This is a genomic window from Pseudomonas anatoliensis, from assembly GCF_017976235.1.
Classification (GTDB): domain Bacteria; phylum Pseudomonadota; class Gammaproteobacteria; order Pseudomonadales; family Pseudomonadaceae; genus Aquipseudomonas; species Aquipseudomonas anatoliensis.
The window spans coordinates 868149-889284 of record NZ_JACVHC010000002.1 but is presented as its reverse complement, the minus strand read 5'-3'; the positions used below and the strand labels follow the sequence as shown (position 1 = coordinate 889284).

Annotated in this window: 25 protein-coding genes; 16 read left to right on the top strand and 9 right to left on the bottom strand. The window is 58.7% G+C overall.

Annotated elements, in window-relative coordinates:
* Positions 1-53: 53 nt before the first annotated feature.
* From ICA16_RS09390 to ICA16_RS09380, 3 genes are all read right to left on the bottom strand, one after another.
* Entirely contained in the window at positions 54-668 is a 615-nt protein-coding gene (locus tag ICA16_RS09390) for a LysE family translocator (protein WP_042560193.1), read from the bottom strand.
* A 99-nt stretch (positions 669-767) separates the two neighbouring features.
* A complete protein-coding gene (locus ICA16_RS09385) occupies positions 768-1037 on the bottom strand; it encodes a hypothetical protein (protein WP_150603412.1) in 270 nt (89 codons plus the stop codon).
* 151 nt (positions 1038-1188) lie between these two features.
* On the bottom strand, positions 1189-1554 hold the full coding sequence (locus tag ICA16_RS09380; protein ID WP_150603411.1) for an antibiotic biosynthesis monooxygenase: 366 nt from the start codon (positions 1552-1554) through the stop codon (positions 1189-1191).
* Positions 1555-1647: 93 nt separating this feature from the next.
* Here ICA16_RS09380 and soxR point away from each other — a divergent pair, with 93 nt between their 5' ends.
* From soxR to ICA16_RS09330, 10 genes are all read left to right on the top strand, one after another.
* Positions 1648-2100 carry a redox-sensitive transcriptional activator SoxR gene (gene soxR / locus ICA16_RS09375; RefSeq protein ID WP_210553920.1) on the top strand — a complete coding sequence of 151 codons (453 nt, stop codon included), beginning with the start codon at positions 1648-1650 and terminating at the stop codon, positions 2098-2100.
* Positions 2101-2213: 113 nt separating this feature from the next.
* On the top strand, positions 2214-2672 hold the full coding sequence (locus ICA16_RS09370) for a VOC family protein (RefSeq protein WP_210553921.1): 459 nt from the start codon (positions 2214-2216) through the stop codon (positions 2670-2672).
* Between the two features lie 265 nt (positions 2673-2937).
* Complete coding sequence (locus ICA16_RS09365) at positions 2938-4137, top strand: PepSY-associated TM helix domain-containing protein (RefSeq protein ID WP_210700447.1); 1200 nt, start codon at positions 2938-2940, stop codon at positions 4135-4137.
* Entirely contained in the window at positions 4134-4676 is a 543-nt protein-coding gene (locus ICA16_RS09360; RefSeq protein WP_210700446.1) for a thiamine pyrophosphate-binding protein, read from the top strand. Before ICA16_RS09365 ends, ICA16_RS09360 begins: the two co-directional genes overlap by 4 nt.
* On the top strand, positions 4673-5014 hold the full coding sequence (locus ICA16_RS09355; RefSeq protein WP_150603406.1) for a hypothetical protein: 342 nt from the start codon (positions 4673-4675) through the stop codon (positions 5012-5014). The genes ICA16_RS09360 and ICA16_RS09355 overlap by 4 nt, the downstream gene beginning before the upstream one ends.
* Positions 5011-5586: a DUF6162 family protein gene (locus tag ICA16_RS09350; RefSeq protein WP_210700445.1), complete on the top strand. Its 576-nt coding sequence runs from the start codon at positions 5011-5013 to the stop codon at positions 5584-5586. The genes ICA16_RS09355 and ICA16_RS09350 overlap by 4 nt, the downstream gene beginning before the upstream one ends.
* A gap of 35 nt (positions 5587-5621) precedes the next feature.
* Positions 5622-6551 (top strand): metal ABC transporter substrate-binding protein, encoded by a 930-nt coding sequence (locus tag ICA16_RS09345; RefSeq protein ID WP_150603405.1) that lies wholly within the window; start codon positions 5622-5624, stop codon positions 6549-6551.
* Entirely contained in the window at positions 6548-7396 is an 849-nt protein-coding gene (locus tag ICA16_RS09340) for a metal ABC transporter ATP-binding protein (RefSeq protein WP_228734154.1), read from the top strand. The genes ICA16_RS09345 and ICA16_RS09340 overlap by 4 nt, the downstream gene beginning before the upstream one ends.
* A complete protein-coding gene (locus ICA16_RS09335; RefSeq protein WP_007917717.1) occupies positions 7396-8295 on the top strand; it encodes a metal ABC transporter permease in 900 nt (299 codons plus the stop codon). The genes ICA16_RS09340 and ICA16_RS09335 overlap by 1 nt, the downstream gene beginning before the upstream one ends.
* Entirely contained in the window at positions 8296-9201 is a 906-nt protein-coding gene (locus ICA16_RS09330; RefSeq protein WP_210700444.1) for a metal ABC transporter substrate-binding protein, read from the top strand.
* A 203-nt stretch (positions 9202-9404) separates the two neighbouring features.
* Here the strand turns inward: ICA16_RS09330 and ICA16_RS09325 are convergent, their stop codons facing one another.
* The 5 genes from ICA16_RS09325 to ICA16_RS09305 all read right to left on the bottom strand — a co-directional run bounded on the left by ICA16_RS09325 (position 9405) and on the right by ICA16_RS09305 (position 13967).
* Positions 9405-9629: an MbtH family protein gene (locus ICA16_RS09325; RefSeq protein ID WP_003226665.1), complete on the bottom strand. Its 225-nt coding sequence runs from the start codon at positions 9627-9629 to the stop codon at positions 9405-9407.
* Positions 9630-9712: 83 nt separating this feature from the next.
* Positions 9713-11125 (bottom strand): aspartate aminotransferase family protein, encoded by a 1413-nt coding sequence (locus ICA16_RS09320; protein ID WP_210700443.1) that lies wholly within the window; start codon positions 11123-11125, stop codon positions 9713-9715.
* 143 nt (positions 11126-11268) lie between these two features.
* Positions 11269-11754, bottom strand: coding sequence for a GNAT family N-acetyltransferase (locus tag ICA16_RS09315; RefSeq protein ID WP_210700442.1), 486 nt, complete (start codon positions 11752-11754; stop codon positions 11269-11271).
* 210 nt (positions 11755-11964) lie between these two features.
* Positions 11965-13287 (bottom strand): ATP-binding protein, encoded by a 1323-nt coding sequence (locus tag ICA16_RS09310; RefSeq protein ID WP_150615893.1) that lies wholly within the window; start codon positions 13285-13287, stop codon positions 11965-11967.
* Entirely contained in the window at positions 13287-13967 is a 681-nt protein-coding gene (locus ICA16_RS09305; protein ID WP_150615894.1) for a response regulator, read from the bottom strand. The genes ICA16_RS09310 and ICA16_RS09305 overlap by 1 nt, the downstream gene beginning before the upstream one ends.
* Before the next feature lie 270 nt (positions 13968-14237).
* Here ICA16_RS09305 and ICA16_RS09300 point away from each other — a divergent pair, with 270 nt between their 5' ends.
* The 6 genes from ICA16_RS09300 to dsbG all read left to right on the top strand — a co-directional run bounded on the left by ICA16_RS09300 (position 14238) and on the right by dsbG (position 20173).
* Positions 14238-14921 (top strand): hypothetical protein, encoded by a 684-nt coding sequence (locus ICA16_RS09300; RefSeq protein ID WP_210553926.1) that lies wholly within the window; start codon positions 14238-14240, stop codon positions 14919-14921.
* A gap of 207 nt (positions 14922-15128) precedes the next feature.
* The gene (locus ICA16_RS09295) at positions 15129-15824 is read left to right on the top strand and encodes a hypothetical protein (protein WP_210700441.1); all 696 of its coding nucleotides are present in this window, start codon (positions 15129-15131) and stop codon (positions 15822-15824) included.
* 202 nt (positions 15825-16026) lie between these two features.
* A complete protein-coding gene (locus tag ICA16_RS09290; RefSeq protein ID WP_150615897.1) occupies positions 16027-16716 on the top strand; it encodes a hypothetical protein in 690 nt (229 codons plus the stop codon).
* A 96-nt stretch (positions 16717-16812) separates the two neighbouring features.
* Positions 16813-18546 carry a protein-disulfide reductase DsbD gene (gene dsbD, locus ICA16_RS09285; protein WP_210700440.1) on the top strand — a complete coding sequence of 578 codons (1734 nt, stop codon included), beginning with the start codon at positions 16813-16815 and terminating at the stop codon, positions 18544-18546.
* Positions 18546-19427: a TlpA disulfide reductase family protein gene (locus tag ICA16_RS09280; RefSeq protein ID WP_150603395.1), complete on the top strand. Its 882-nt coding sequence runs from the start codon at positions 18546-18548 to the stop codon at positions 19425-19427. The genes dsbD and ICA16_RS09280 overlap by 1 nt, the downstream gene beginning before the upstream one ends.
* Positions 19403-20173, top strand: a complete 771-nt coding sequence (dsbG, locus tag ICA16_RS09275; protein ID WP_210700439.1) for a thiol:disulfide interchange protein DsbG — start codon at positions 19403-19405, stop codon at positions 20171-20173. The genes ICA16_RS09280 and dsbG overlap by 25 nt, the downstream gene beginning before the upstream one ends.
* Before the next feature lie 88 nt (positions 20174-20261).
* Here dsbG and ICA16_RS09270 read toward each other — a convergent pair whose 3' ends face one another.
* The gene (locus tag ICA16_RS09270) at positions 20262-21083 is read right to left on the bottom strand and encodes an alpha/beta fold hydrolase (RefSeq protein WP_210700438.1); all 822 of its coding nucleotides are present in this window, start codon (positions 21081-21083) and stop codon (positions 20262-20264) included.
* Positions 21084-21136 lie beyond the last annotated feature (53 nt).

Genomic DNA, 21136 nt, shown 5'->3' with positions numbered 1-21136 from the left:
ACGCTCCTGAAGCCGAGCTTAACAGGCATCGGGCTGGCGGTTGAAGCAACGCGTCAGCTAAAGCTTTCAAGAAGTAACGGATACAACGAAATCACCAACAATGCCGCCATGCCCCAGTTGAATACGCGCAACCAGCGCGGTTCCTTCAGCACATTGCGCAATAGCGTGCCACACGCTGCCCAGACGCCGACGCTCGGCAAGTTGATGATGGCGAACACCGCGGCGATCACCACGACGTTGGTGAAGTATCCCTGCATCGGCGTGTACGTGCTGATGGCACCAATGGCCATGATCCACGCCTTGGGATTGACCCACTGGAACGCGGCGGCGCCCAGATAGCTGATCGGTTTGGCTTCGCCCTGGACGTTGTCACCGACCGGCCCGGAATGGGCGATCTTCCATGCCAGATACAACAGATACGCCGCGCCGACGTAGCGCAGGACCGTATAGAGGATCGGATAGGACTGAAACACCGCGCCCAGGCCAAACCCTACGGCGACCACAAGGACGAAGAATCCACAGGTGATGCCGAGCATATGCGGGATGGTGCGGTTAAATCCGAAATTGACGCCCGATGCCAGCAACATGGTGTTGTTCGGCCCCGGCGTAATCGAGGTGACAAGGGCAAACAGGGCAAAGCCCAGCAGTAAATCAAGCGAGAGGTTCATGGTGCAGTCCGTCAGGGTCATTCAGGTGTAGACCCTACCCCACGCGGCCCGGCAAACCCACGGACAGTTGGCTAAAACTTCAACCAGTACAGTTTGTTTTCAGCTAGGCCGACCATGCAGCTGTACGGCACGTTCAGCGCTCATCTCGCCCTGCTTGTCAAAACTGAAGGCCTTCTGTGGCTGGCCAAGTAATCGCGCTTTTTTGGCATGGTATTCGTCAAACGACAAACCGCTGCGGTTCAGCGCCTCCATGGCCAGTTCCCGAGATTCTTCTGCCGAGTAGGGCCGCAGCTCCGGAGAAACATGGCTGGCACATCCGGCGAGTACGGAGACGGCGAGCAACAGCGAAACAGTCAGTAAATGATTCATTGGAGCGTCCTGGCGGGCAATGTGGGGTCGATGGAGAAAGGCTACGCCCCGACACGCCTGCGCAGAAATCAACGCTTTCAATAGTGGCTATCAGCAAATCGTCACTAACCCACATATCTCTCCAAGATGAGCGCCTGACAAAGCTGCCGATCTAACCGACCAGGTTGCAGTGCAACGCATCGTCGTGACTGCGGGCGATGCTGCTCAGTACCTGAAACGAATTGAAGGTCACTGTTTTCGCCTGATGGGCGCGGATCAACTCCCAGAAATCCTGTTCACCGCTTTCGAAACTGCGGAACGCCGCCTCCCCCGCCTCGCGAGTCTGCCATTGCAGCAAGCTCAATACCCGCCGACCATCGTCGCTGGCTTGCACGCTCGCGCTGACAAAACCCTGGTAGCGCTGGGCCAGGCGTTCAGTCTGCATCGACAGCGCCGAGACCAGTCCCGGTTGCTGCCGAGGCTCGATCTCGAATTCGATCAATTGGGTGAAGCTGCGGTTTTTCGCTGATGCTTGCATGAAATTCCCCACTTGGCTGTAAGGCGAATCTTGCGACTCGAAGAAGCGCAGGGTAAAACCTCTAGTTAAGTCAAGGTCAAGAGCAATTTCACCATGGTCACCAAGGAAAACCTGCACAAGCCCCTCACCGTCGGCGAAGTCGCGTCGCGTAGCGGTGTTGCGGTCACGGCCCTGCATTTTTATGAGTCCAAGGGTTTGATCAAGAGCCAGCGCAATGCTGGCAATCAGCGACGCTATGCGCGCGCCGTGCTGCGTCGAGTGGCATTGATCAAAGTTGCGCAGCGTCTGGGGATTCCGCTGGCGGAGATTGGCGAAGCACTGAAAGTCCTCCCCGACGATCGCGCACCGACGGCGGCGGACTGGAAGTTTCTATCGCAGCAGTGGCGACGGGAACTGGATGAACGGATCAATCAACTGACGCTGCTGCGCGACCGGCTCAATGGCTGCATCGGTTGTGGCTGCCTGTCGATGGAGGCGTGTCCGTTACGCAATCAGGGGGATGTGCTGGGTGAACAGGGGCCGGGGGCGCACTTTTTGGATAGGTAATGTGAGCTGCTGCTCGTCGGGCGAAATTCCTGGCCGGGAAGACAGTTCTATATTGATCCTTCCGGGAATCCGGTGAAGCAACATTTCGCAAAAACAAAAACAGGGAGAACGTCATGAGCGTCAAACCCATCCCCGAGGGGTATCACAGCATTACCCCGTATCTCGGCATTCATAAGGCCGCCGAGGCCATCGACTTCTACAAGAAAGCCTTCGGTGCCACCGAAGTCATGCGCCTGGCCATGCCCGACGGCGGCATCGGTCACGCGGAGCTACGTATTGGTGACAGCGCAATCATGCTCGGCTCGCCGTGCGATCAGGGGCCATTGAGCAGTCCGGACCAAACCGTCTCCGTCGGTTTGCACCTGTATGTGACGGATGTCGACAAGTCATTCCAAAGGGCGCTGGATGCCGGAGCAACCGTGGTGTCCGAGGTCAAGGATCAGTTTTACGGTGATCGCAGTGGAACGCTGAAGGATCCGTATGGGCATTTGTGGTTTCTCGCGACCCACAAGGAAGATCTGACTGAAGAACAGATCAAGCAGCGGGCGATGGAGATGTTTAGCCATAACTGATTGCTCCGTACCGGACCGGCTCGCTCCGACCTGAAAATACCTTTCAAGTGTTGGAGTGAGCCCGTGGTTCAGGACAGGATTTGTACTGCACAGGCGAATTGCGAAACATTTACTTTCACATTCCTTATCGGGATTTATCTCGCTCATCCGTCCTATAGAGATGCAGGCCGTTCGCGTAGGCAAAAGCCACGAGCGCCTTTCGGGGATCCCCGTGCTGTGAAGCCCGCAGCCACGCGCCCTTTCACCACTCTCTAGACGCGTAATCATGTCGAAAAAATCCCGCTCAAAACTGTGGTTCCTCGTACATAGCTGGCTCGCATTACCCATCTGGTTTTTTGTTCTGATCGTCTGCGTGACCGGTACGCTGGCAGTGGTCAGCCAGGAAATCGTCTGGCTGGCCAACCCGCAGATGCGTGCCAGTCAGCCATCGGACGATGCGCCGCTGCTCAGTTACGACCAGGTTCTGGCCGCGATCAAAAAAGCCGAACCGCAAACCGTGGTCGAAAGCATCACCCGCCCTGACGAATCGCACTTCGCCCTGGACGTTGAGGTCAGCTACCCGGACGGGCGCTCGCTGACGGTGTACGTCAACCCATACACCGGGGTGATCCAGGGCACCGCGCCAGCCTTTGACTTCAAGGCTTTCACCCGCGCCTTGCATGGTTGGTGGCTAGTGCCGTTCACCAACGGCTTCAGTTGGGGATGGTATCTGGTGTCATTCCTTGGCGTGCCGATGCTGGTGTCGTTGATTACCGGCCTAGTGGTCTATAAGCGATTCTGGAAGGGCTTCTTGCGCCCCACTCTACGTATTCGCCATGGCGCGCGTATTTTCTGGGGCGATTTCCACCGTCTCAGCGGTATCTGGTCGATCTGGTTCATTGCGGTGATTTCCATCACCGGTGTCTGGTTTTTGATTCGGGCCTTCCTGTTCGATAACCAGATCTCCATCTCCAGCGAGCCGATCATCCCGGCCATGTCCCGTGAAAGCGTGCCGATTTCGGCGGCCGGCACTCCGCCGCCACGTATCAGCCTGGACCGCGCCGTAGAAATCGCTCAGGAAAAGATTCCGGGGCTGGAGGCCAGTTTCGTCAGCCTGCCGGGTAACGCTTACAGTCACATGAGCGTTGGCGGTCGCGGCTGGTATCCATTGATGTTCCAGACGGCGACGCTCAATCCGTACAACGGTGAGATGGCGGCTACACGGCTGCTGTCCGATCGTTCCTCGCTGGAGTTCGTCACAGAATCCATGCGCCCGCTGCACACCGGTGACTTCGGCGGGATCTGGATAAAGTTGATCTGGTTCTTCTTTGGCCTGCTGCTGAGCATGATGGTGCTCAGTGGCTTGCTGATCTGGACGAAACGCACCGCTCTGGCCACCGCCAATGCGCTCAAGCGCGAGGACAAAAAAAACCGGATCAAGGCACAACCGGCCCTCAGCCGTGAGCCTTCGGAGGTCAGCCTGTGAGCAAGTCCACAACGATCACGCCGCCATCGCGACTGGGGCGACTTTGGCACAAATGGCGATTCCACATAAATGTCCTGTTGTTGCTGATCCCGCTTGGTTTCATGCCCAAGTATTTTGCCGACGCTTCACTGTTTCGCGGCGACAGCGGCCTGGGACAACATGAAATCGGAAATATCCAGGTCGGCCCCTGGAGCCTGCGACTGGCCGAACTGCGCAACGAAGCCCCCACCCTCACGGGCCCGGCCGGCCATATGAAAGATTTCAGCGCGGCCCTGTGCGATGCCTGTGTCGACAAGGTCAAGGCCACTTACCTGCGCATCGGCAAACCGCGCAGCTTGCGCGCAGCCGGGGCGATTTTTTTCGGTACGCCATACCGTATGGGCACACAACTGCCGATCCCGGAAAAAACCAAAGCTGACGCCGAACTGTGGATAACCATGGAAGGCTGGGACGGCAGCATGCATCAGGCCTCGATTCCCCTGAGCCAGGCCTCCCCCGCCACCATCGCCTGGCTGAACAAACAAGGAGCCAAACCATGACCTGCTCGCAACGCCCTTTCCGTCTGCGGCTCAGCGCCGCGCTGTTGGTGCTGTGCGCCGGCTTCAGTGCAAGCGCCCTGGCGCACAACCCGATGTGCGAATGCAAAGCCGTCGATGACGAACAGATCAAATGTACCGGTGGCTTTTCGGACGGTAGCGGCGCACCCGGTGTGACCCTGGATGTGATCGGTTACGACGAAACGATTCTGGTGCCGGGCAAGCTCGGTGCCGACTCGACCTTGACCTTCAAGAAACCCGGCGCCGAGTTCTACGTGCTGTTCGACGCGGGCCCTGGCCATGTGGTGGAAATCGACCAAGCGGATATCGAAGCGCCATGAGTACGCCCACCACACAAATCGTGCGTCCGGCCGGTGCCGGTCATGAAACCCTCAACGTGTTGCTGCTGTGCTTGCTGATCCTAGCGCTGGCCGGTTCCGTGGTGGCCTGGCGCGGGGTGTCACATGAACCGGAACCGGTCGCCAGCAATCAACTGGACGCGCGCCGCGACCTCAGCGCCGCCGAGCAAGGCATCTATGCCGACCTGCGGGTGACACTGGACGAAATCCGCTTGCTGCGCGAAGAGCAGAAAACCCTGCCGACGCCGCAAAATCTGGCAGACGAAGGTTTTGCCCCGTTCGCCCAGGACGCGAGTTCCGTCGCCCGAGGCGGTCACGCATGGCAAATACCGACCGACGCCGCCTACTTCGGTCATAGCCAGACACCCTCCATTGCCGGTTCGTTTCTGATGCGCGTCGGCGCCGATGACCAGGCTGCGCCGGATATCTGGCTCAACCGTGACGCCGCACTCACGGCGCCTCGCGAGCTGACTGACGCCGCCCTGGCCGCTGCCGGCTGGAAACAGATCGTCGCGCAATACGATGCCGGGGTTACCCGCGAACATCGCCATTGATTCCTCGCCCTCACCCGAGAGAAGACCGTTTGCCCATGTCTATTTCATCTCCACGCCGTCCGTTGTTGCGTCTGTTTCTGTTGGGCCTTTGCGCCTGCCTGCTGAGCCCCCTGGCCAGCGCCGATCCGGCGAAACGCCTGCGCATCGGCATCACCCTGCACCCTTATTACAGCTATGTGGCGAACATCGTCGGCGACAAGGCCGAGGTCGTCCCGTTGATACCGGCCGGCTTCAATCCGCACGCCTACGAACCACGGGCCGAGGACATCAAGCGCATCAGCGGCCTCGACGTGATCGTGCTCAATGGCGTCGGCCATGATGATTTCGCCGACCGCATGATCGCCGCCAGCGAAACCCCGAACATCAAAACCATCGAGGCCAACGAAAACGTGCCGCTGCTGGCCGCGACCGGGGTCGCTGCGCGCGGCGCCGGCAAAGTGGTGAACCCGCATACCTTCCTGTCGATCAGCGCCTCCATCGCGCAGGTCAACAACATCGCTCGGGAGTTGGGCAAGCTCGATCCGGACAATGCCAAGACCTACACGCAGAACGCACGCGCCTACGGCAAACGCCTGCGGCAGATGCGCGCTGACGCGTTGGCCAAGCTGACCCAGGCGCCGAACGCCGAGTTGCGTGTGGCCACCGTTCACGCGGCTTACGACTATCTGCTGCGCGAGTTCGGGCTGGAAGTGACGGCGGTGGTCGAACCGGCCCACGGTATCGAGCCGAGCCCGAGCCAGTTGAAGAAGACCATCGACCAACTGCGCGAACTGGATGTGAAGGTGATCTTCTCGGAAATGGACTTTCCGTCTACTTACGTCGAAACCATTCAGCGTGAATCGGGCGTGAAACTGTACCCGCTGTCGCACATTTCCTACGGCGAATACACCGCTGAAAAGTACGAAAAGGAAATGACCGGCAACCTCAACACCGTGGTTCGGGCGATTCAGGAGTCTGGCGCATGACATCCAGAGAAACCCTGATCGCAGAAAACGCCGAGTCCCCTGTAGGAGCGAGCCTGCTCGCGAAGGCGCCCGGCCAAGCACCATCATTGTTGAATGACACACCGCAATCGCGAGCAGGCTCAGTCCTACAAGTGTGCGGTCCGACCCTGGAATTTACGCAGGTCTGCCTGACACTGGGCCGCACGACAATTCTCGACAACGTCTCCTTCCAGGTGCAACCCGGCACCGTGCATGCACTGGTCGGCCCCAACGGCGGCGGCAAGAGTTCGCTGATCAAGACGTTGCTGGGGCAAATGCCGCATCAGGGTCAGTTGAGTCTGCAATGGCCCGGCGAGCCCGGCACCATCGGTTATGTGCCGCAGGCGCTTGAGTTCGATCGCGGCTTGCCGATGACGGTCGATGATTTCATGGCTGCCATGTGCCAGCGCCGCCCGGCGTTTCTTGGCTTGAGCAAGCACTACGCCGGCGCCATCGGCGAAGCGCTGGAACGGGTCGGCATGCAGGACAAACGCAAACGTCGCATGGGCGCGCTGTCCGGAGGTGAACGTCAGCGGGTGTTGCTTGCCCAGGGCTTGATCCCTGCACCGCAACTGCTGGTGCTGGATGAGCCGATGTCCGCTCTCGATGAGGCCGGGATCCAGGTCTTCGAACGCCTGCTTGGCGACTGGCGCGCGGCGGGCATCACCGTCCTGTGGATCGAACATGACCTGGAAGCAGTTGGCCGTCTGGCTGATCGGGTCACCGGTCTGAACCGTCGCGTGCTGTTCGACGCCACGCCACAACAGGCGCTGACTCCTGAGCGTCTGCTGACCCTGTTCTCGACCCATCCACGGAGCGCTGCCTGATGAGTTACGAAGCCTTTCGGTTGATGGTCCAGGGTTGGGCCTCTTCCGGTTATCTGCCGGAGGCGCTGGCTTACGGTTTTGTGGTCAACGCGCTGCTCGCCGGCCTGTTGATCGGTCCGGTACTGGGTGGCCTCGGCACACTGGTGGTGGTCAAGCGCTTTGCGTTTTTCTCCGAAGCGGTCGGCCACGCAGCGCTGACCGGTGTGGCCATCGGCATCCTGCTGGGCGAACCCTACACCGGGCCTTATGGCAGCCTGTTCGGCTACTGCCTGCTGTTCGGCATTTTGCTCAATTACCTGCGCAACCGCACCGGCCTGGCACCGGATACGTTGATCGGCGTGTTCCTCTCGGTGTCCCTGGCATTGGGCGCGAGTCTGCTGCTGATTCTCGCGGGCAAGATCAACGTGCACATTCTGGAAAACGTGTTGTTCGGCTCGGTGCTGACGGTCAACGGCAATGATCTGGCGGTATTGGCCATCGTCGGTTCGCTGGTCATGGCCCTGGCGCTGCCGCTTTACAACCGCATCATGCTCGCCAGTTTCAACCCGCAACTGGCAGCAGTTCGAGGCGTGGCAGTGAAGACCCTGGATTACCTGTTCGTGATTCTGGTGACGCTGATCACCGTGGCTGCCGTGAAAGTCATCGGCGCGATTCTGGTCGGTGCCCTGCTGGTGATTCCAGCGGCGGCGGCGCGCTTGCTCAGCCAGTCGCTTAAGGGCTTTTTCTGGTGTTCGGTGCTGATTGCCACGGTCAGCACGTTGTGCGGGATTCTCGCGCCGATTGTTTTCGATCTGCCGATTCCGTCCGGCGCGGCGATCATTCTGGTCGCCGGTATTGCCTTCGCCCTCGCCGCCATCGCGCGCGGGGTTGTCCCGAGTCTGAAAGGGAATCTTGGATAAATGCTTTTTTCATTGCGCAACCTGACGTTGGCCATGGCCCTGTGCGGCGTGGTTTCCACACCTTTAATGGCCGCCGAAAGCGCCAAGCCCTTGCGAGTGCTGGCCTCTCTTCCGATCACCTACGGCCTGGGCGAGGTGCTGCTCAAAGGCACCGACGTCAGCCTCGAACGCGCGGCCCCGGCGAACTTGCCGGGCAGCCGCCAAACCGCGTACTTCACCGGGCGCGGCGCTCCGGCACTCAATAAACTGGCCACCGGCGCCGATGCGGTGATCGGCGTGCGCTCGCTGTGGGCCGATGACCCGCTGTACCCCTTCGCCCGTCGCAGCAACATTCGCATCGTTGAAGTCGATGCCGCACGCCCGGTCGACGGCGCGTTGCCCGGCATTGCCGTGCAACCGGATTTGAAAGTCGACGGTTTGAACAGCCAGCCGTGGCTGGCGAGCAACAACATGGGGCGCATGGCAGACGTGATGGCGGCAGATCTGGTGCGTCTGGCACCCAGCGCCAAGCCGAAGATCGAAGCGAATCTGGCGCTGTTGAAACAACGCCTGCTCAAACTCAGTGCCGCCAGTGAGGCGCGTCTGGCCAGTGCCGATAATCTGAGTGTGATGAGCTTGAGCGATCACTTCGGCTATCTGATCGGCAGCCTGAACCTTGAACTGATCGGGCAGGATCCCCGTCCTGACGCAGACTGGACGCCCGAGGATCTGAAAAAACTCACGGCGACACTCAAGGAAAACGATGTCGCGGTGGTGTTGCATCACCGTCAGCCATCGGAAGCGGTGAAAGCGGCGATTGCCGAGTCGGGTAGCCGATTGCTGGTGCTGAGTATTGATGCCGAAGATCCGGTGACGGAGCTTGAGGGCAATGTGGATTTGCTGCTCAAGGGGTTGAACGGGGCGTAACTTCAGTTGTACCGAGTTATCGTTCATCGCTGGCAAGCCAGCTCCCACAGTGATCTGTGGTGTGTACAGCATTTGTGGAGCACAACAAAACCCTGTGGGAGCTGGCTTGCCAGCGATGAGGTCCTGACAGAAACCCCATATCCCGGACATGAAAAAACCCGCTGACTGTCTCCAGTCCAGCGGGTTTCTTTTTGCCTGTCAGCTTATTGAGCCGCAGCCTGCCCTTCCATCTTCTGGCGCAGGCTGAGTGGGCGCATGTCGGTCCAGACTTCTTCGATGTAGGCCAGGCATTCCTTTTTCAGGCCGCTCTTGCCCACGGTACGCCAGCCCTCTGGCACGGCCTTATAATCCGGCCAGATCGAGTACTGCTCTTCGTGGTTGACCACGACCTGAAAGAGGATGTCCTCGCGGTCGAATACTGACGTCATGCTGGTTCTCCATCGTTGTAAGGGTGGGCTGCACGTCGGGTGCAGCCGGGTATGTAGAAAGAACGTTCGGCGCGCTGAAAAATTTATACAGCGGCAGTAGCGGCAGCCAATGCACGACCGAAGATCTCGGCAACGCGGTCGATTTCGGCGGCGGTGATCACCAGTGGTGGCAGGAAACGCACCACGGCGCCATGCCGACCGCCCAACTCCAGAATCAAGCCGCGCTTGAGGCATTCGCGCTGCACCAATGGCGCCAGACGCGCAAACGCCGGCGGATGGCCGAGCGCATCCGGGGTACCCGTCGGGTCCACCAGCTCGACGCCCAACATCAGGCCAAGACCACGAATATCACCCAATTGCGGAAAATCACGCTGCAGAATGCGCAGGTGCTCGCTCAGGCGCTCGCCCATGGCGGCAGCGTGTTCACACATCTTGTGTTCAAGCAGATAACGCATCACCGCAGAACCGGCAGCCATCGCCATCTGGTTGCCACGGAACGTGCCAGCGTGTGCGCCCGGTTGCCAGGTGTCGAGCCAGTCGCGATAGACCACCACCGCCAGCGGCAGGCTGCCGCCGATAGCTTTGGACAGCACGACCACGTCCGGGGTGATGCCGGCGTGTTCAAAGGCGAACATCTTGCCGGTGCGGGCAAATCCGCTCTGAATCTCGTCGACAATCAGCGCTACGCCGGCCTTCTCGGTAATCCGACGCAAGCCGCGCAGCCATTCGATGTCAGCCGGAATCACCCCGCCCTCACCCTGCACCGCTTCGACGATCACAGCCGCTGGCAATTGCACGCCGGCCTCGGGATCGTTGAGCAAATTGTCCAAGTAGCTCAGATTTGCCTTCACTCCGTCAGCGCCGCCGATGCCAAACGGGCAGCGGTAGTCGTATGGAAACGGCATGAACTGCACGCCGTTGCTGAGTAACGCACCCAGCGGCTTTTTCGGCCCCAGGCTACCCATCAGGCTCAAAGCGCCCTGGCTCATGCCGTGATAACCACCGGAGAACGACAACACGGTGCTGCGACCGGTAGCCGTGCGCACCAGTTTCAGTGCCGCTTCCACGGCATCAGTACCGGTCGGGCCGCAGAACTGGATTTTCGCTTGCGACGCCAGTTCTGCCGGTAGCAAGCCGAACAGATCCTGGACAAACTGATCCTTGACCGGGGTGGTCAGGTCCAGCGTGTGCAGCGGCAGTTCATCGGCCAGCACCTGCTGGATCGCTGCGATCACTACCGGATGGTTATGCCCCAGTGCCAGCGTGCCAGCACCGGCCAGGCAGTCGATGAACGTCCGCCCTTCGACATCTTCGACGTAAAGACCCTTGGCGCGTTTGAGTGCCAAGGGAATGCGTCGCGGATAGCTGCGGGCATTGGACTCCTGCTGTGCCTGACGAGCCAGCAATGGCGATTCATTGAACTCATACAACGTTTCCGCTGGCGCCGAGGCGACCCGGGCCGACGACTCTCTGATAAGGCTGGTGGCGACTGACATCTCTCGACCCCTCGATTCGCTATGGATAGTGACCAAAACAGCACACCGGACAGGTGCGCGTTCCAGTCACGGGGCGCACTTGCAGGTTTTCCTGTTCTGGAAACGCTTAAGCGAGGCAAGGATTTAGCCCCTTGAGCGACTGTTCATCCGGACATTGCCAGCGGCTTGCACATAGGCAGGATCTGCAAGCCGTTATGCGCGAGGGAGGGCGCAGATTCGCGGTAACCCAAATGGCGGTAGAACGCTTCGCCGGTGCGTGTGCTGTTGAGGTGGGCGGTGCGCACACCGCGAACCCGCAGCCAGCCTTCCAGATCGATCATCAGCGCCCTCCCGGCGCCACGGCGAAATGATTCCGGTTGAACGTGGCAGAGCACAACGTCGCCATTTGAACGGGCCATGCCGATACCGACCGGTTTGTCCGCCAGCATGGCAATACTCAGATAGAAGTGCGGATCGGCGAGCCAGGCGCTGATGAAATCGGCAGACTGCTGCCGGGTCCAGTCGCTGACGATCAGCGGGTCGTTGCGGTGATCGAGCGCACAACCAAAACGGATCGAGCGTTCGATGATACGGCTGATGATTCCGACGTCGGCCAGAATGGCCGGACGAATGCAGACAGGTGCTTGCATGGCGCTGTTCCCTCAATCCATTGAGTCAAGGCTGGCGCCGACCTTAACGTCAGCGCCGCCGATTAACCATTGGAGAGAAGTTACATTTGATGTGCCACACACCGATCCCCTGTAGGAGCTGCCGAAGGCTGCGATCGTTTGATCCTGATCTATAAACAAAAAAACAAAAGATCGCAGCCTTCGGCAGCTCCTACACGGGGAGTAGTGAAGTCAGATGGATTGCAATGGCATCGTCAGCTCAACGCGCAGCCCATCCGGGCGGCTGTCGAAATGCAGGGCACAGTCGCAACGCTGGACGATCGCCTGGACAATCGCCAGGCCGAGGCCGCAACCGGTGCTCTGGCCGTTGCGCCAGAAGCGCTGGGTAAGGTGTTGCAAATCATCCGGCGCAATACCCGGACCATGGTCACGCACGACGAAACGTACGCGGTTGCCGATGGTTTCCAGACGCAGCTCGACCGCACAATCCTCGGGGGTATGACGCAGGGCGTTGTCGAGCAGATTGCGCAACGCGGCAATCGACAGTACCGCAGGCATTTGCAAGGGTGCAGACGAAAATTCGTCCGGCAGATGCAATTTGATACGCAAACGCTCACCACCAGTAGCGTCGGCAATCGCCAACCTTGCCACTTGCTCGGCGCTGTATTGCGAGCCGTCGTCGAAGGACAGACTGCCCTCGACCCGCGCCAGCAAAAGCAGTTGCTCAAGCGTGCGATGCAAACGGTCGGCCCCCTCCTCGGCCCGCGCCAACGATTGATCGCGGGCGCTGCCGTCGGTCATGCGCGCCACTTGCAGGTGCGTCTTGATCGCCGTCAGCGGGCTGCGCAGTTCATGCGCGGCGTCACCGGTCAAACGACGCTCACGCTCGATGGTCTTGCCGATGCGCTGGAACAGCTGATTCTGGGTATCGAGCAGCGGCTTCAATTCGCTGGGAAACGATTGCAATTGCAGCGGCTCGAGCGAGTCGGCATTACGCCGCATCAAGGCTTCGCGCAGACGATTGAGCGGTGCCAGGCCTTGCCCGATTCCCAGCCACAACAGGCACAGACAGCCGAGCAACGCCACGCCCACCGGCACCGACGCCGCCAGCAGGATCGACATGTTCAAGGCTTCGCGTTCGATCTGCCGATCTGCCGTGGTGATGCGCACATCGCCCCGGGCGAGGGTGAAACTGCGCCACGGCGCGCCGTCGATCATCTGATCGTGGAAGCCCATTTTCTCCGCTTCCAGCGCTTGCTCGGGATTGTTATGGCTGCGCGCGAGAATTTCCCCGCGCAACGAGCTGACCTGACAGGCCATGCCGCCGGGAATGTTCAGTTGCTCGGCACTGAAATGCGTGCCCTCGCCTTTGCTCGGCAACGTCGGCAATTGCTCCAGCAACCCGGCCACCATGCGCGCCGAAGCCACCAGACGCTGGTCGAGGGAAAACATCATCTGGTTGCGCAGATCGCTGAGCATCCAGGCCGCTGCCAGCGCCCAGATCAGCGCGAACGCAGCGCCAAGGGTCAGGCTCAGGCGCAGTCGCAGGCTCATCACTTGCCTTGATCTCCACCATCGGCCGGGCCCAGGCGATAGCCCAGACCGCGCACGGTTTCGACGATGCCCTTACCGAGTTTGCTGCGCAGGTGATGGATATGCACGTTCAGCGCGTTGCTTTCCAGCTCGTCGTTGAAGCCATAGACGCTGTCCTTCAACTGCTCGGTGGACAGAACCCGACCGCGATTGTGCAGCAGTGCCTGTAACAGCGATTGCTCGCGCCGCGACAGATCCACCGATTGCCCGGCCAGCCGGGTTTCGCGACTGCTCGGGTCGTAGGTCAGCGCACCGTGCTCGATCAGGTTGACGCTGCGCCCCGCCACCCGCCGCAGCAAGGTCTGCAGTCGCGCAAACAGTTCTCGCAGATCGAACGGTTTGAGCAGGTAATCGTCGGCGCCGGCCTGCAAGCCATCGACTCGATCGGTGACCGAATCGCGCGCCGTCAGGATCAGCACCGGAATTTCCAGGCCGTGCTGGCGCAACTGCTGCAACAGTTTCAGGCCATCTTCGTCGGGCAGGCCCAGATCAAGCACCATCACATCAAACTCGGCGACCTTGAGCATCGCCCGCGCCCTGGCTGCGGTATTGACGTGCTCGACGGTCAAGCCCTGGGCTGTGAGTCCGGCAACGATACCGCTGGCGATCAGTTCATCGTCTTCACAAACCAGTACGTGCATGGCAGCTCCCTGAGCAAAAACGCGAGTGAAACAGGTGAGGATTAAGCGGCAATTATGGCTGCCCCTGATGGAGACGGGAAGCCGGGGGAATTCTCGAGTGTGCCGGCGCTCGGCGATACAGTACGACATCGGCTACCGGTGCACTCCGCCCGCGCACAGAAAGTTCAGGAGCAACAACTTTCAACATATAGCGCCTGTCAATAAAAACAACTCTTGGATAACCTCGGCGAGCAACACAACCAAACTCAAATTAAAAGGAATTAAGTCAACATGCCTGCACTCGATAACTTCGTCGCCATTGATTGGCGCTCCGGCCCTGACCGCATCTATTTTTTCTTTCAGGATAACGACACTTACTCTAGATTCGATATTGGCGACAACAAAGTACCTGAAGGCTATCCCGGTGCAACCAAGGGTAGCTGGGACGCATTCGACCCATACACCAAAAAATTGCAATTCGGTTTTACCACCACATCATCTAGTTTTGAGAATGGCCTCGATGAAGACATCTCCTGGCTTTTCTTCTACGACGGAGACACGCCCACAGTCTGCAAATACAACCAGGACAAAGATAAAGTAGACGGCTTTTATAAAGTAGCCGACACGATCTGGGCGCCGATAACTGATTACTTTTTCGAAATCATGGCTGCCACATGGGACAAGTCAAGGAATGAAATCACGTTCCTTCTCCACGGCGCACGCTATATGTCTTTCGACTGCAGTGAACACACACTGACCGGAGGCAGGTTAGGCGAAGATCGCCTAGGAGCCTTGTTCCCGTATAGTAATCGGATCATCACGGCCGCCCAAAATGATCGAACTTTTGCGGACAGCTATTGGTATATATTTCTCACCGACAACCAATATCTTGTTTACAACATAGATGACGACAATCTCGTATCCGGTCCAAAAGACGTCAACGACGGCAATTGGCCTGGGCTGTTGCGTGATTGATCGGTTCATCCGAAGCTTCACGGGGCGCGGTTAGCCATCGGTTAACCGCGTGCTCCCGTCGCGCTCCTTAGCTACACAGAGGCAAGTTCCACTCCTGTTTTAGTCTGAGCGAGTTCCGGATCTCGGGCTTAAACATAGCGACAAGTAATTCCGCCTAAACAGAAGCGATAGACATACCACAACTTGCATAAAGGAATATTGATAACCATGCCTGCTTTAAATAACTTCGTCACCATTGACTGGCTCTCCGGCGCTGATAAGATTTATTTCTTCTTTAAAGATACCGACACTTACTCTCGATTCGATATTGGCGACAACAAAGTACCCGCTGGATATCCCGCCCCTACCCGAGGTAACTGGGATGCATTCGAGCCACATACCAAAGACTTGCTCTTCGGTTTCACCACCACCTCATCGAACCTTAAGAATGGCCTCTTCGACGAAGACATCGCCTGGCTGTTCTTCTACGACGGAGATACGCCCACAGTCTGCAAATACAATCAGGACGAAGATAAGGTTTCCGGCTTTTATAAAGTAGCCGATACCCACTGGAGTCCGATACTTCCCTACTTTGACGAAATCATAGCTGCCACATGGGAAGGCCCAAGGAGTGGCAACAGTGTAATCAGGTTCCTTCTCCAAGGCGCACGATATCTATCCTTCCACGGCACAAAACACACACTGACCTTACATAAATTCGGCAATGATCGTCTGGGCGCCTTGCTCCCGTATCACGAAAGGATCATCACGGCCGCCAAGAATGATCGAATTATCGCGGACGACTATTGGTATATATTTCTCACCAACAACCAATATCTTGTTTACAACATGGATGAGGACAAACTCGAATCCGGCCCACACTACGTCAACGAGGGTAATTGGCCAGGGCTGTTACGCGGGTGACCAGTTCAGCCATTGCGCGGTTGGCCATCGGTAAACCGCGCCCTCCCAACGCCCTCCTTAGTTACACAGAGCCAAAGTACACAAATCGTGTTTCTTAGTCGCAATGAGTTTCTGATCTCGGGACCTACCCAAGCGACAAGCACGTTTGCCTAAACAGAAGTGATAGACATACCACAACCTTCATAAAGGGATACTGATAACCATGCCTGCACTAAAAAATTTCGTCGCCATCGACTGGCGATCCGGCCCTGACCGAATCTATTTCTTTTTTAAAGATAACGACACTTACTCTCGATTCAATATTGGCGACAATAAAGTACCTGAAGGTTACCCCGGTGCAACCAAGGGTAGCTGGGATACCTTCGACCCCTACACTAAAAACCTGCGTTTTGGTTTCACCACTGACGGAATGTTTTCCAGTGGCGCCGGAGACGATATTGCCTGGCTTTTCTTCTACTCGGGCAACACCCCGATGGTCTGCAGATATGATCAGGATAAAGACAAGGCTGCTGGCTATTGGAAGGTAGCTGAAAGTATCTGGCGCCCGATACTTCCTTACTTTGATAAAATTGTCGCCGGCACATGGACAGAAATCGCAGGCTATAGTCACCTGTTCACGTTTCTTCTCAATGACGGGCACTACCTGAGATTCAACTACCGGAAAAATGCTATCACCCGCAATGCCTTTGGCTCCAATATCTTTGGTGCGTTGATCCCCTATAAAGACCGGATCATTACCGCCGCACAAAATGACCGGACTTTCGCTGATAGCTATTGGTATATTTTCCTCACCAACAATCAGTACCTTGTTTACAACCTCCAGGACGGCAGGCTCGTTTCGGGCCCGCATGAGATCAACGAAACCAGTTGGCCGGGATTGTTACGCACCTGATTGGCCAATCGAGGAAGGCCTTGTAGGCTACGGTTAATTATCGGTTAATCGCCACCGCCCATTCTGCCCTCAATTGCACAGGGACAAGGCTCCTCCATGCGTCATATTTTTCTACTGTTTGCTCTATTGATCTCGGGCCTGGCCCAGGCCGGAAACAATCCTTTCGAGACAAAACCGGACTTTCTGCCGGTCGACCAGGCGTTCGTTCTCACGTCCGAACGCCTGGAATCCGGTGAAACCCAGCTGTTCTGGCAGATCACCGACGGCTACTACCTGTATCAGAAACGCCTGAAGTTCGACGGCTTGAGCGCTGCACAACAGCCGACGCTGCCCGAAGGCGAATCCCACAGCGACGAGTTTTTCGGTGAGCAACCGGTTTATCGCCAAGGGCTGGAGGTAAAAATCCCGGCGACGGCGACCGGTCAGATCAAGGTCAGCTATCAGGGCTGCGCCGATGCAGGTCTGTGTTATCCGCCGCAAACCCGGGTCATTGATCTGGGCGGCAAAGCGGTCACGCCGGCCAGTGCGCAAGCACCGGATGAAGCCTTGGCCAGCAGCCTGCAGCAACGAGCACTGGGCTGGAGCCTGCTGGTATTTTTCGGCCTCGGCCTGCTGCTCGCCTTCACCCCTTGCACGTTGCCGATGTTGCCGATTCTGGCGGGGATGATCGTCGGCAGCGGCGCGACGCCACGCCGGGGTTTTGCGCTGGCCGGCAGTTATGTGATCTGCATGGCACTGGTGTATGCGGCAATGGGCGTAATTGCCGCGCTGCTCGGCGCGAACCTGCAGGCCTGGCTGCAAAATCCGTGGCTGCTGGGGACTTTCGCGGCAGTTTTCGTGGTGCTGGCGTTGCCGATGTTCGGCTTCTTTGAACTGCAATTGCCGGTGGCCTTGCGTGACCGACTGGAACACGCCTCGCGCAGTCGCAGCGGCGGCAGCCTGATTGGCGCCGGCGTGCTTGGCGCACTGTCCGGTCTGCTGGTCGGCCCGTGCATGACCGCGCCACTCGCCGGTGCGTTGCTGTATATCGCGCAAAGTGGCAATGCCCTGCACGGTGGTTTGATTCTGTTCTCGCTGGGGATCGGCATCGGTGTGCCGCTGCTGCTGTTGGTGACAGTGGGTAATCGCTTCCTGCCCAAACCCGGCGATTGGATGAACCTGCTCAAGGGCGTGTTTGGCTTCCTGTTCCTCGCCACGGCGTTGCTGATGTTGCGCCCGGTGCTGGACCCCTCGTTATGGCTCGGTCTGTGCGGCGCCTTGTTGTTGATCGCCGCCTACTGCGCGTGGAAGCAGTCCGAAGGCTTCGGCCGTGTCGCTCAGTTGTTCGGCGCCACTGCATTGCTGCTCGGGTTATGGGGCAGTTTGCTGGTGATCGGTGCAGCCGGCGGCAGTGATGATCCGTATCAGCCGTTGCAGGTTTACAGTGGCGACCGTGTCGCCAGTGCTGCGCCGATTGGTCATGACGCGTTCACCACCATCAAGGAACCGGCAGCATTGCAACGCGAACTGGATGCCGCCAAGGCCCAGGGCCAGTGGGTGCTGCTCGATTATTACGCCGACTGGTGCGTGTCCTGCAAAGTCATGGAAAAGCAGGTGTTCGGCAAGGACAAGGTGATGCAGGCGTTGAGTGACGTACGTCTGCTGCGACTGGATGTGACCGCCGACAATGCCGCCAGCCGCGAATTGCTCGGCCGCTATAAAGTGCCGGGGCCACCGACTTTTGTCTGGATCGGCACCGACGGCGAAGAGCGCCGCAGCCAGCGCATCACCGGTGAAGTCGATGCCGATACGTTCCTGCAACGCTGGACCACCACCCGAGACGCCAACTAATGCTGACTTTCACCCTCGGCACTTTTGCCATCGCGCTTAACCATTTGCTGCTGATCAGTGCATTGGCACTGGCGACCTTCGTCGGTTGGCGAGTGGCCAAACGCGGTGGCGATAATCCCGAGTCGGCGCTGTTCAGTCTGTTTTTGCTTGGCATGCTCGCGGCACGCATCGCGTTTGTCGCGTTGTACTGGAGCCACTACCGCAACGATCTGTGGCAGATCGTTGATCTGCGCGATGGCGGTTTCCTCGCCTGGCCGGGCGTGATTGTGTTGCTGCTCGCGGCGCTGTATCGCGGCTGGCGTCGCCCGGGGCTGCGTCGGCCGCTGGGTTTTGGCGTGGCCAGCGGTGTGCTGTTCTGGGTGATGGCGACACTGTCGTTGAACATCTACGAACAAGGCACACGGCTGCCAGACATTTCCTTGCGTAACGCGGCTGGGGAAACCATCCAGCTCAGCGACTACAAAGGTGGGCCGCTGGTGATCAACCTGTGGGCCACCTGGTGTCCACCGTGCCGACGTGAAATGCCTGTGTTGGAAAATGCCCAGCAGCAACGCCCTGACCTGACGTTCCTGTTCGTCAATCAGGCCGAAAGCATGCAAAGCGTTGCGACGTTTCTCGAAACCCAGGGCCTGAGCCTGACCAACGTGTTGTTCGACCGCAGTGGTCGTTTGGGTCAGGCCGTGGGTTCCATGGCATTGCCGACTACCCTGTTCTATAGCCCTGATGGTCGCCTTTTGGCCAGTCACCTGGGCGAGTTGTCGAACGCCAGTCTGGCTCGTGCAATGGAAAACTTCGACACCCCGAATTCAAATCCGAACCCGGCCTCCGCACCGGCCACTTCGTCAAGGAAACTGCCATGCCCCGCCTCCGCCACCTGCTGACGCTGACTCTGGGCACTGCCCTGTTGCAACTGCCGTCGGTTCAGGCCGCTGAAGAATTGCCTGCCGCGATCAAGCAGATCGAAGCCAAAGGCGCGAAAATCGTCGGCCAGTTCGACGCCCCCGACGGCTTGCGCGGTTACGCGGCGCAATACCAGAACCGTGGCATGGCGTTATACCTGACCCCGGACGGTAAACACGTTCTGCTCGGCAACCTGTACGACGCCGACGGCAAAGACCTGAGCAGCGAACCGTTGCAGAAACTGGTGTACGCGCCAATGGCCAAGGAGGTCTGGGCCAAGTTCGAGGCGAGCAACTGGATTCAGGACGGCAACAAGGATGCGCCGCGCACGGTGTACCTGTTCAGCGATCCGAACTGCCCTTACTGCAACGTGTTCTGGGAACAGGCCCGCCCGTGGGTCAAGTCCGGCAAAGTGCAGTTGCGCCACATCATGGTCGGGATCATCCGCGAAGACAGCCCGGGCAAATCCGCCGCGTTGCTCGCCGCCAAAGACCCGGCCAAAGCGCTGGAGGATCACGAAAAGGCCGGCAAGGGCAGTTCGCTCAAGGCCTTGAAAGACATCCCGGTAGCCGTGCAGACAAAATTGGCGGCGAACATGCAGTTGATGGATGACCTGGAATTGCAGGCCACTCCGGCGATTTTCTACATGGATGCCAAGGGTGAACTGCAACAGCAACAAGGCGCGCCGACGCCGGACAAGTTGGCGAAGATTCTCGGACCTAAATAAGCAAGATCAAAAGATCGCAGCGTGCCGCAGCTCCTACAGAAAACGCATATCCCTGTAGGACCTGCGGCACGCTGCGATCTTTTTCTCATCAGCGCCGCGAATGATGCTCAGCCAAAAACTTCAGCAACGCGTCATTCACAAACTGCGGATTCTCCAGATTGGAGATATGCCCCGCCTCCGGCACCAACACGCACGGGCAACCGATCAGTTCAGCCATTTCCTGCGCTTCGGCCGGTGGCCGGGGTTTGTCCTGATCACCGCACAGCACCAGAGTAATTGCAGCGTTCAGCTCGCCCAGACGTGGCAACAGATCATCGCGGCCGAAGGTGATGCGGCCCATCGGTACGATGCTTTCGCGCAGGCGCTCGGATGAATACCCCGCCAGTTTCGCGCGAAAGTCCTGATACAGCGCCGATTGGGGATCGATGCCCGGGCGGAAGAAAATCGGTACGACGATGTCGAGCAACGCGTCTGATATTTCGCCGCTGTCTTCAATCTGTTTGAACAGCGAGAAGTAGTACTGACGGGTTGGCTCGGGTTCTACGCCGACATAGGTGTCCATCAGCACCAAACCGTTTATCCGATGCGGTGCCGACAGCGCCAGACGCACGCCCCACATACCGCCAACCGACAGGCCGACCAGGGTGATCTGGTCGATATCCAGATGATCGAGCAACGCCTGCGCCTGACGCGCGATGTCATCCAGCGATGTGGTGTTTTCCGGCAATCGACCGGATTCGCCGTGGCCCCAGAGATCCAGCGCAATCACCCGATAGTGCGGCGCCAGCGCGGCGATCTGCGGCGCCCACATGGCCTGATCCCACAGGTAGCTGCCCGCCAGTAACACGGCCGGGCCTGTGCCTTGATCGATGTAGTGAAGTGCTTGTCCGTCAACCGTGAAAAAAGGCATCGACTAACCCCTCGTTTGCCAAAAGAGAACCGGCAGACTGAGCTGCTACTACT

Bases quoted from the DNA above. Each gene is read 5' to 3' on its own strand.
- ICA16_RS09390 (WP_042560193.1), bottom strand. From the start codon at position 668: ATGAACCTCTCGCTTGATTTACTGCTGGGCTTTGCCCTGTTTGCCCTT.
- ICA16_RS09385 (WP_150603412.1), bottom strand. From the start codon at position 1,037: ATGAATCATTTACTGACTGTTTCGCTGTTGCTCGCCGTCTCCGTACTC.
- ICA16_RS09380 (WP_150603411.1), bottom strand. From the start codon at position 1,554: ATGCAAGCATCAGCGAAAAACCGCAGCTTCACCCAATTGATCGAATTC.
- soxR (WP_210553920.1), top strand. From the start codon at position 1,648: ATGGTCACCAAGGAAAACCTGCACAAGCCCCTCACCGTCGGCGAAGTC.
- ICA16_RS09370 (WP_210553921.1), top strand. From the start codon at position 2,214: ATGAGCGTCAAACCCATCCCCGAGGGGTATCACAGCATTACCCCGTAT.
- ICA16_RS09365 (WP_210700447.1), top strand. From the start codon at position 2,938: ATGTCGAAAAAATCCCGCTCAAAACTGTGGTTCCTCGTACATAGCTGG.
- ICA16_RS09355 (WP_150603406.1), top strand. From the start codon at position 4,673: ATGACCTGCTCGCAACGCCCTTTCCGTCTGCGGCTCAGCGCCGCGCTG.
- ICA16_RS09350 (WP_210700445.1), top strand. From the start codon at position 5,011: ATGAGTACGCCCACCACACAAATCGTGCGTCCGGCCGGTGCCGGTCAT.
- ICA16_RS09345 (WP_150603405.1), top strand. From the start codon at position 5,622: ATGTCTATTTCATCTCCACGCCGTCCGTTGTTGCGTCTGTTTCTGTTG.
- ICA16_RS09340 (WP_228734154.1), top strand. From the start codon at position 6,548: ATGACATCCAGAGAAACCCTGATCGCAGAAAACGCCGAGTCCCCTGTA.
- ICA16_RS09335 (WP_007917717.1), top strand. From the start codon at position 7,396: ATGAGTTACGAAGCCTTTCGGTTGATGGTCCAGGGTTGGGCCTCTTCC.
- ICA16_RS09330 (WP_210700444.1), top strand. From the start codon at position 8,296: ATGCTTTTTTCATTGCGCAACCTGACGTTGGCCATGGCCCTGTGCGGC.
- ICA16_RS09325 (WP_003226665.1), bottom strand. From the start codon at position 9,629: ATGACGTCAGTATTCGACCGCGAGGACATCCTCTTTCAGGTCGTGGTC.
- ICA16_RS09320 (WP_210700443.1), bottom strand. From the start codon at position 11,125: ATGTCAGTCGCCACCAGCCTTATCAGAGAGTCGTCGGCCCGGGTCGCC.
- ICA16_RS09315 (WP_210700442.1), bottom strand. From the start codon at position 11,754: ATGCAAGCACCTGTCTGCATTCGTCCGGCCATTCTGGCCGACGTCGGA.
- ICA16_RS09310 (WP_150615893.1), bottom strand. From the start codon at position 13,287: ATGAGCCTGCGACTGCGCCTGAGCCTGACCCTTGGCGCTGCGTTCGCG.
- ICA16_RS09305 (WP_150615894.1), bottom strand. From the start codon at position 13,967: ATGCACGTACTGGTTTGTGAAGACGATGAACTGATCGCCAGCGGTATC.
- ICA16_RS09300 (WP_210553926.1), top strand. From the start codon at position 14,238: ATGCCTGCACTCGATAACTTCGTCGCCATTGATTGGCGCTCCGGCCCT.
- ICA16_RS09295 (WP_210700441.1), top strand. From the start codon at position 15,129: ATGCCTGCTTTAAATAACTTCGTCACCATTGACTGGCTCTCCGGCGCT.
- ICA16_RS09290 (WP_150615897.1), top strand. From the start codon at position 16,027: ATGCCTGCACTAAAAAATTTCGTCGCCATCGACTGGCGATCCGGCCCT.
- dsbD (WP_210700440.1), top strand. From the start codon at position 16,813: ATGCGTCATATTTTTCTACTGTTTGCTCTATTGATCTCGGGCCTGGCC.
- ICA16_RS09280 (WP_150603395.1), top strand. From the start codon at position 18,546: ATGCTGACTTTCACCCTCGGCACTTTTGCCATCGCGCTTAACCATTTG.
- dsbG (WP_210700439.1), top strand. From the start codon at position 19,403: ATGCCCCGCCTCCGCCACCTGCTGACGCTGACTCTGGGCACTGCCCTG.
- ICA16_RS09270 (WP_210700438.1), bottom strand. From the start codon at position 21,083: ATGCCTTTTTTCACGGTTGACGGACAAGCACTTCACTACATCGATCAA.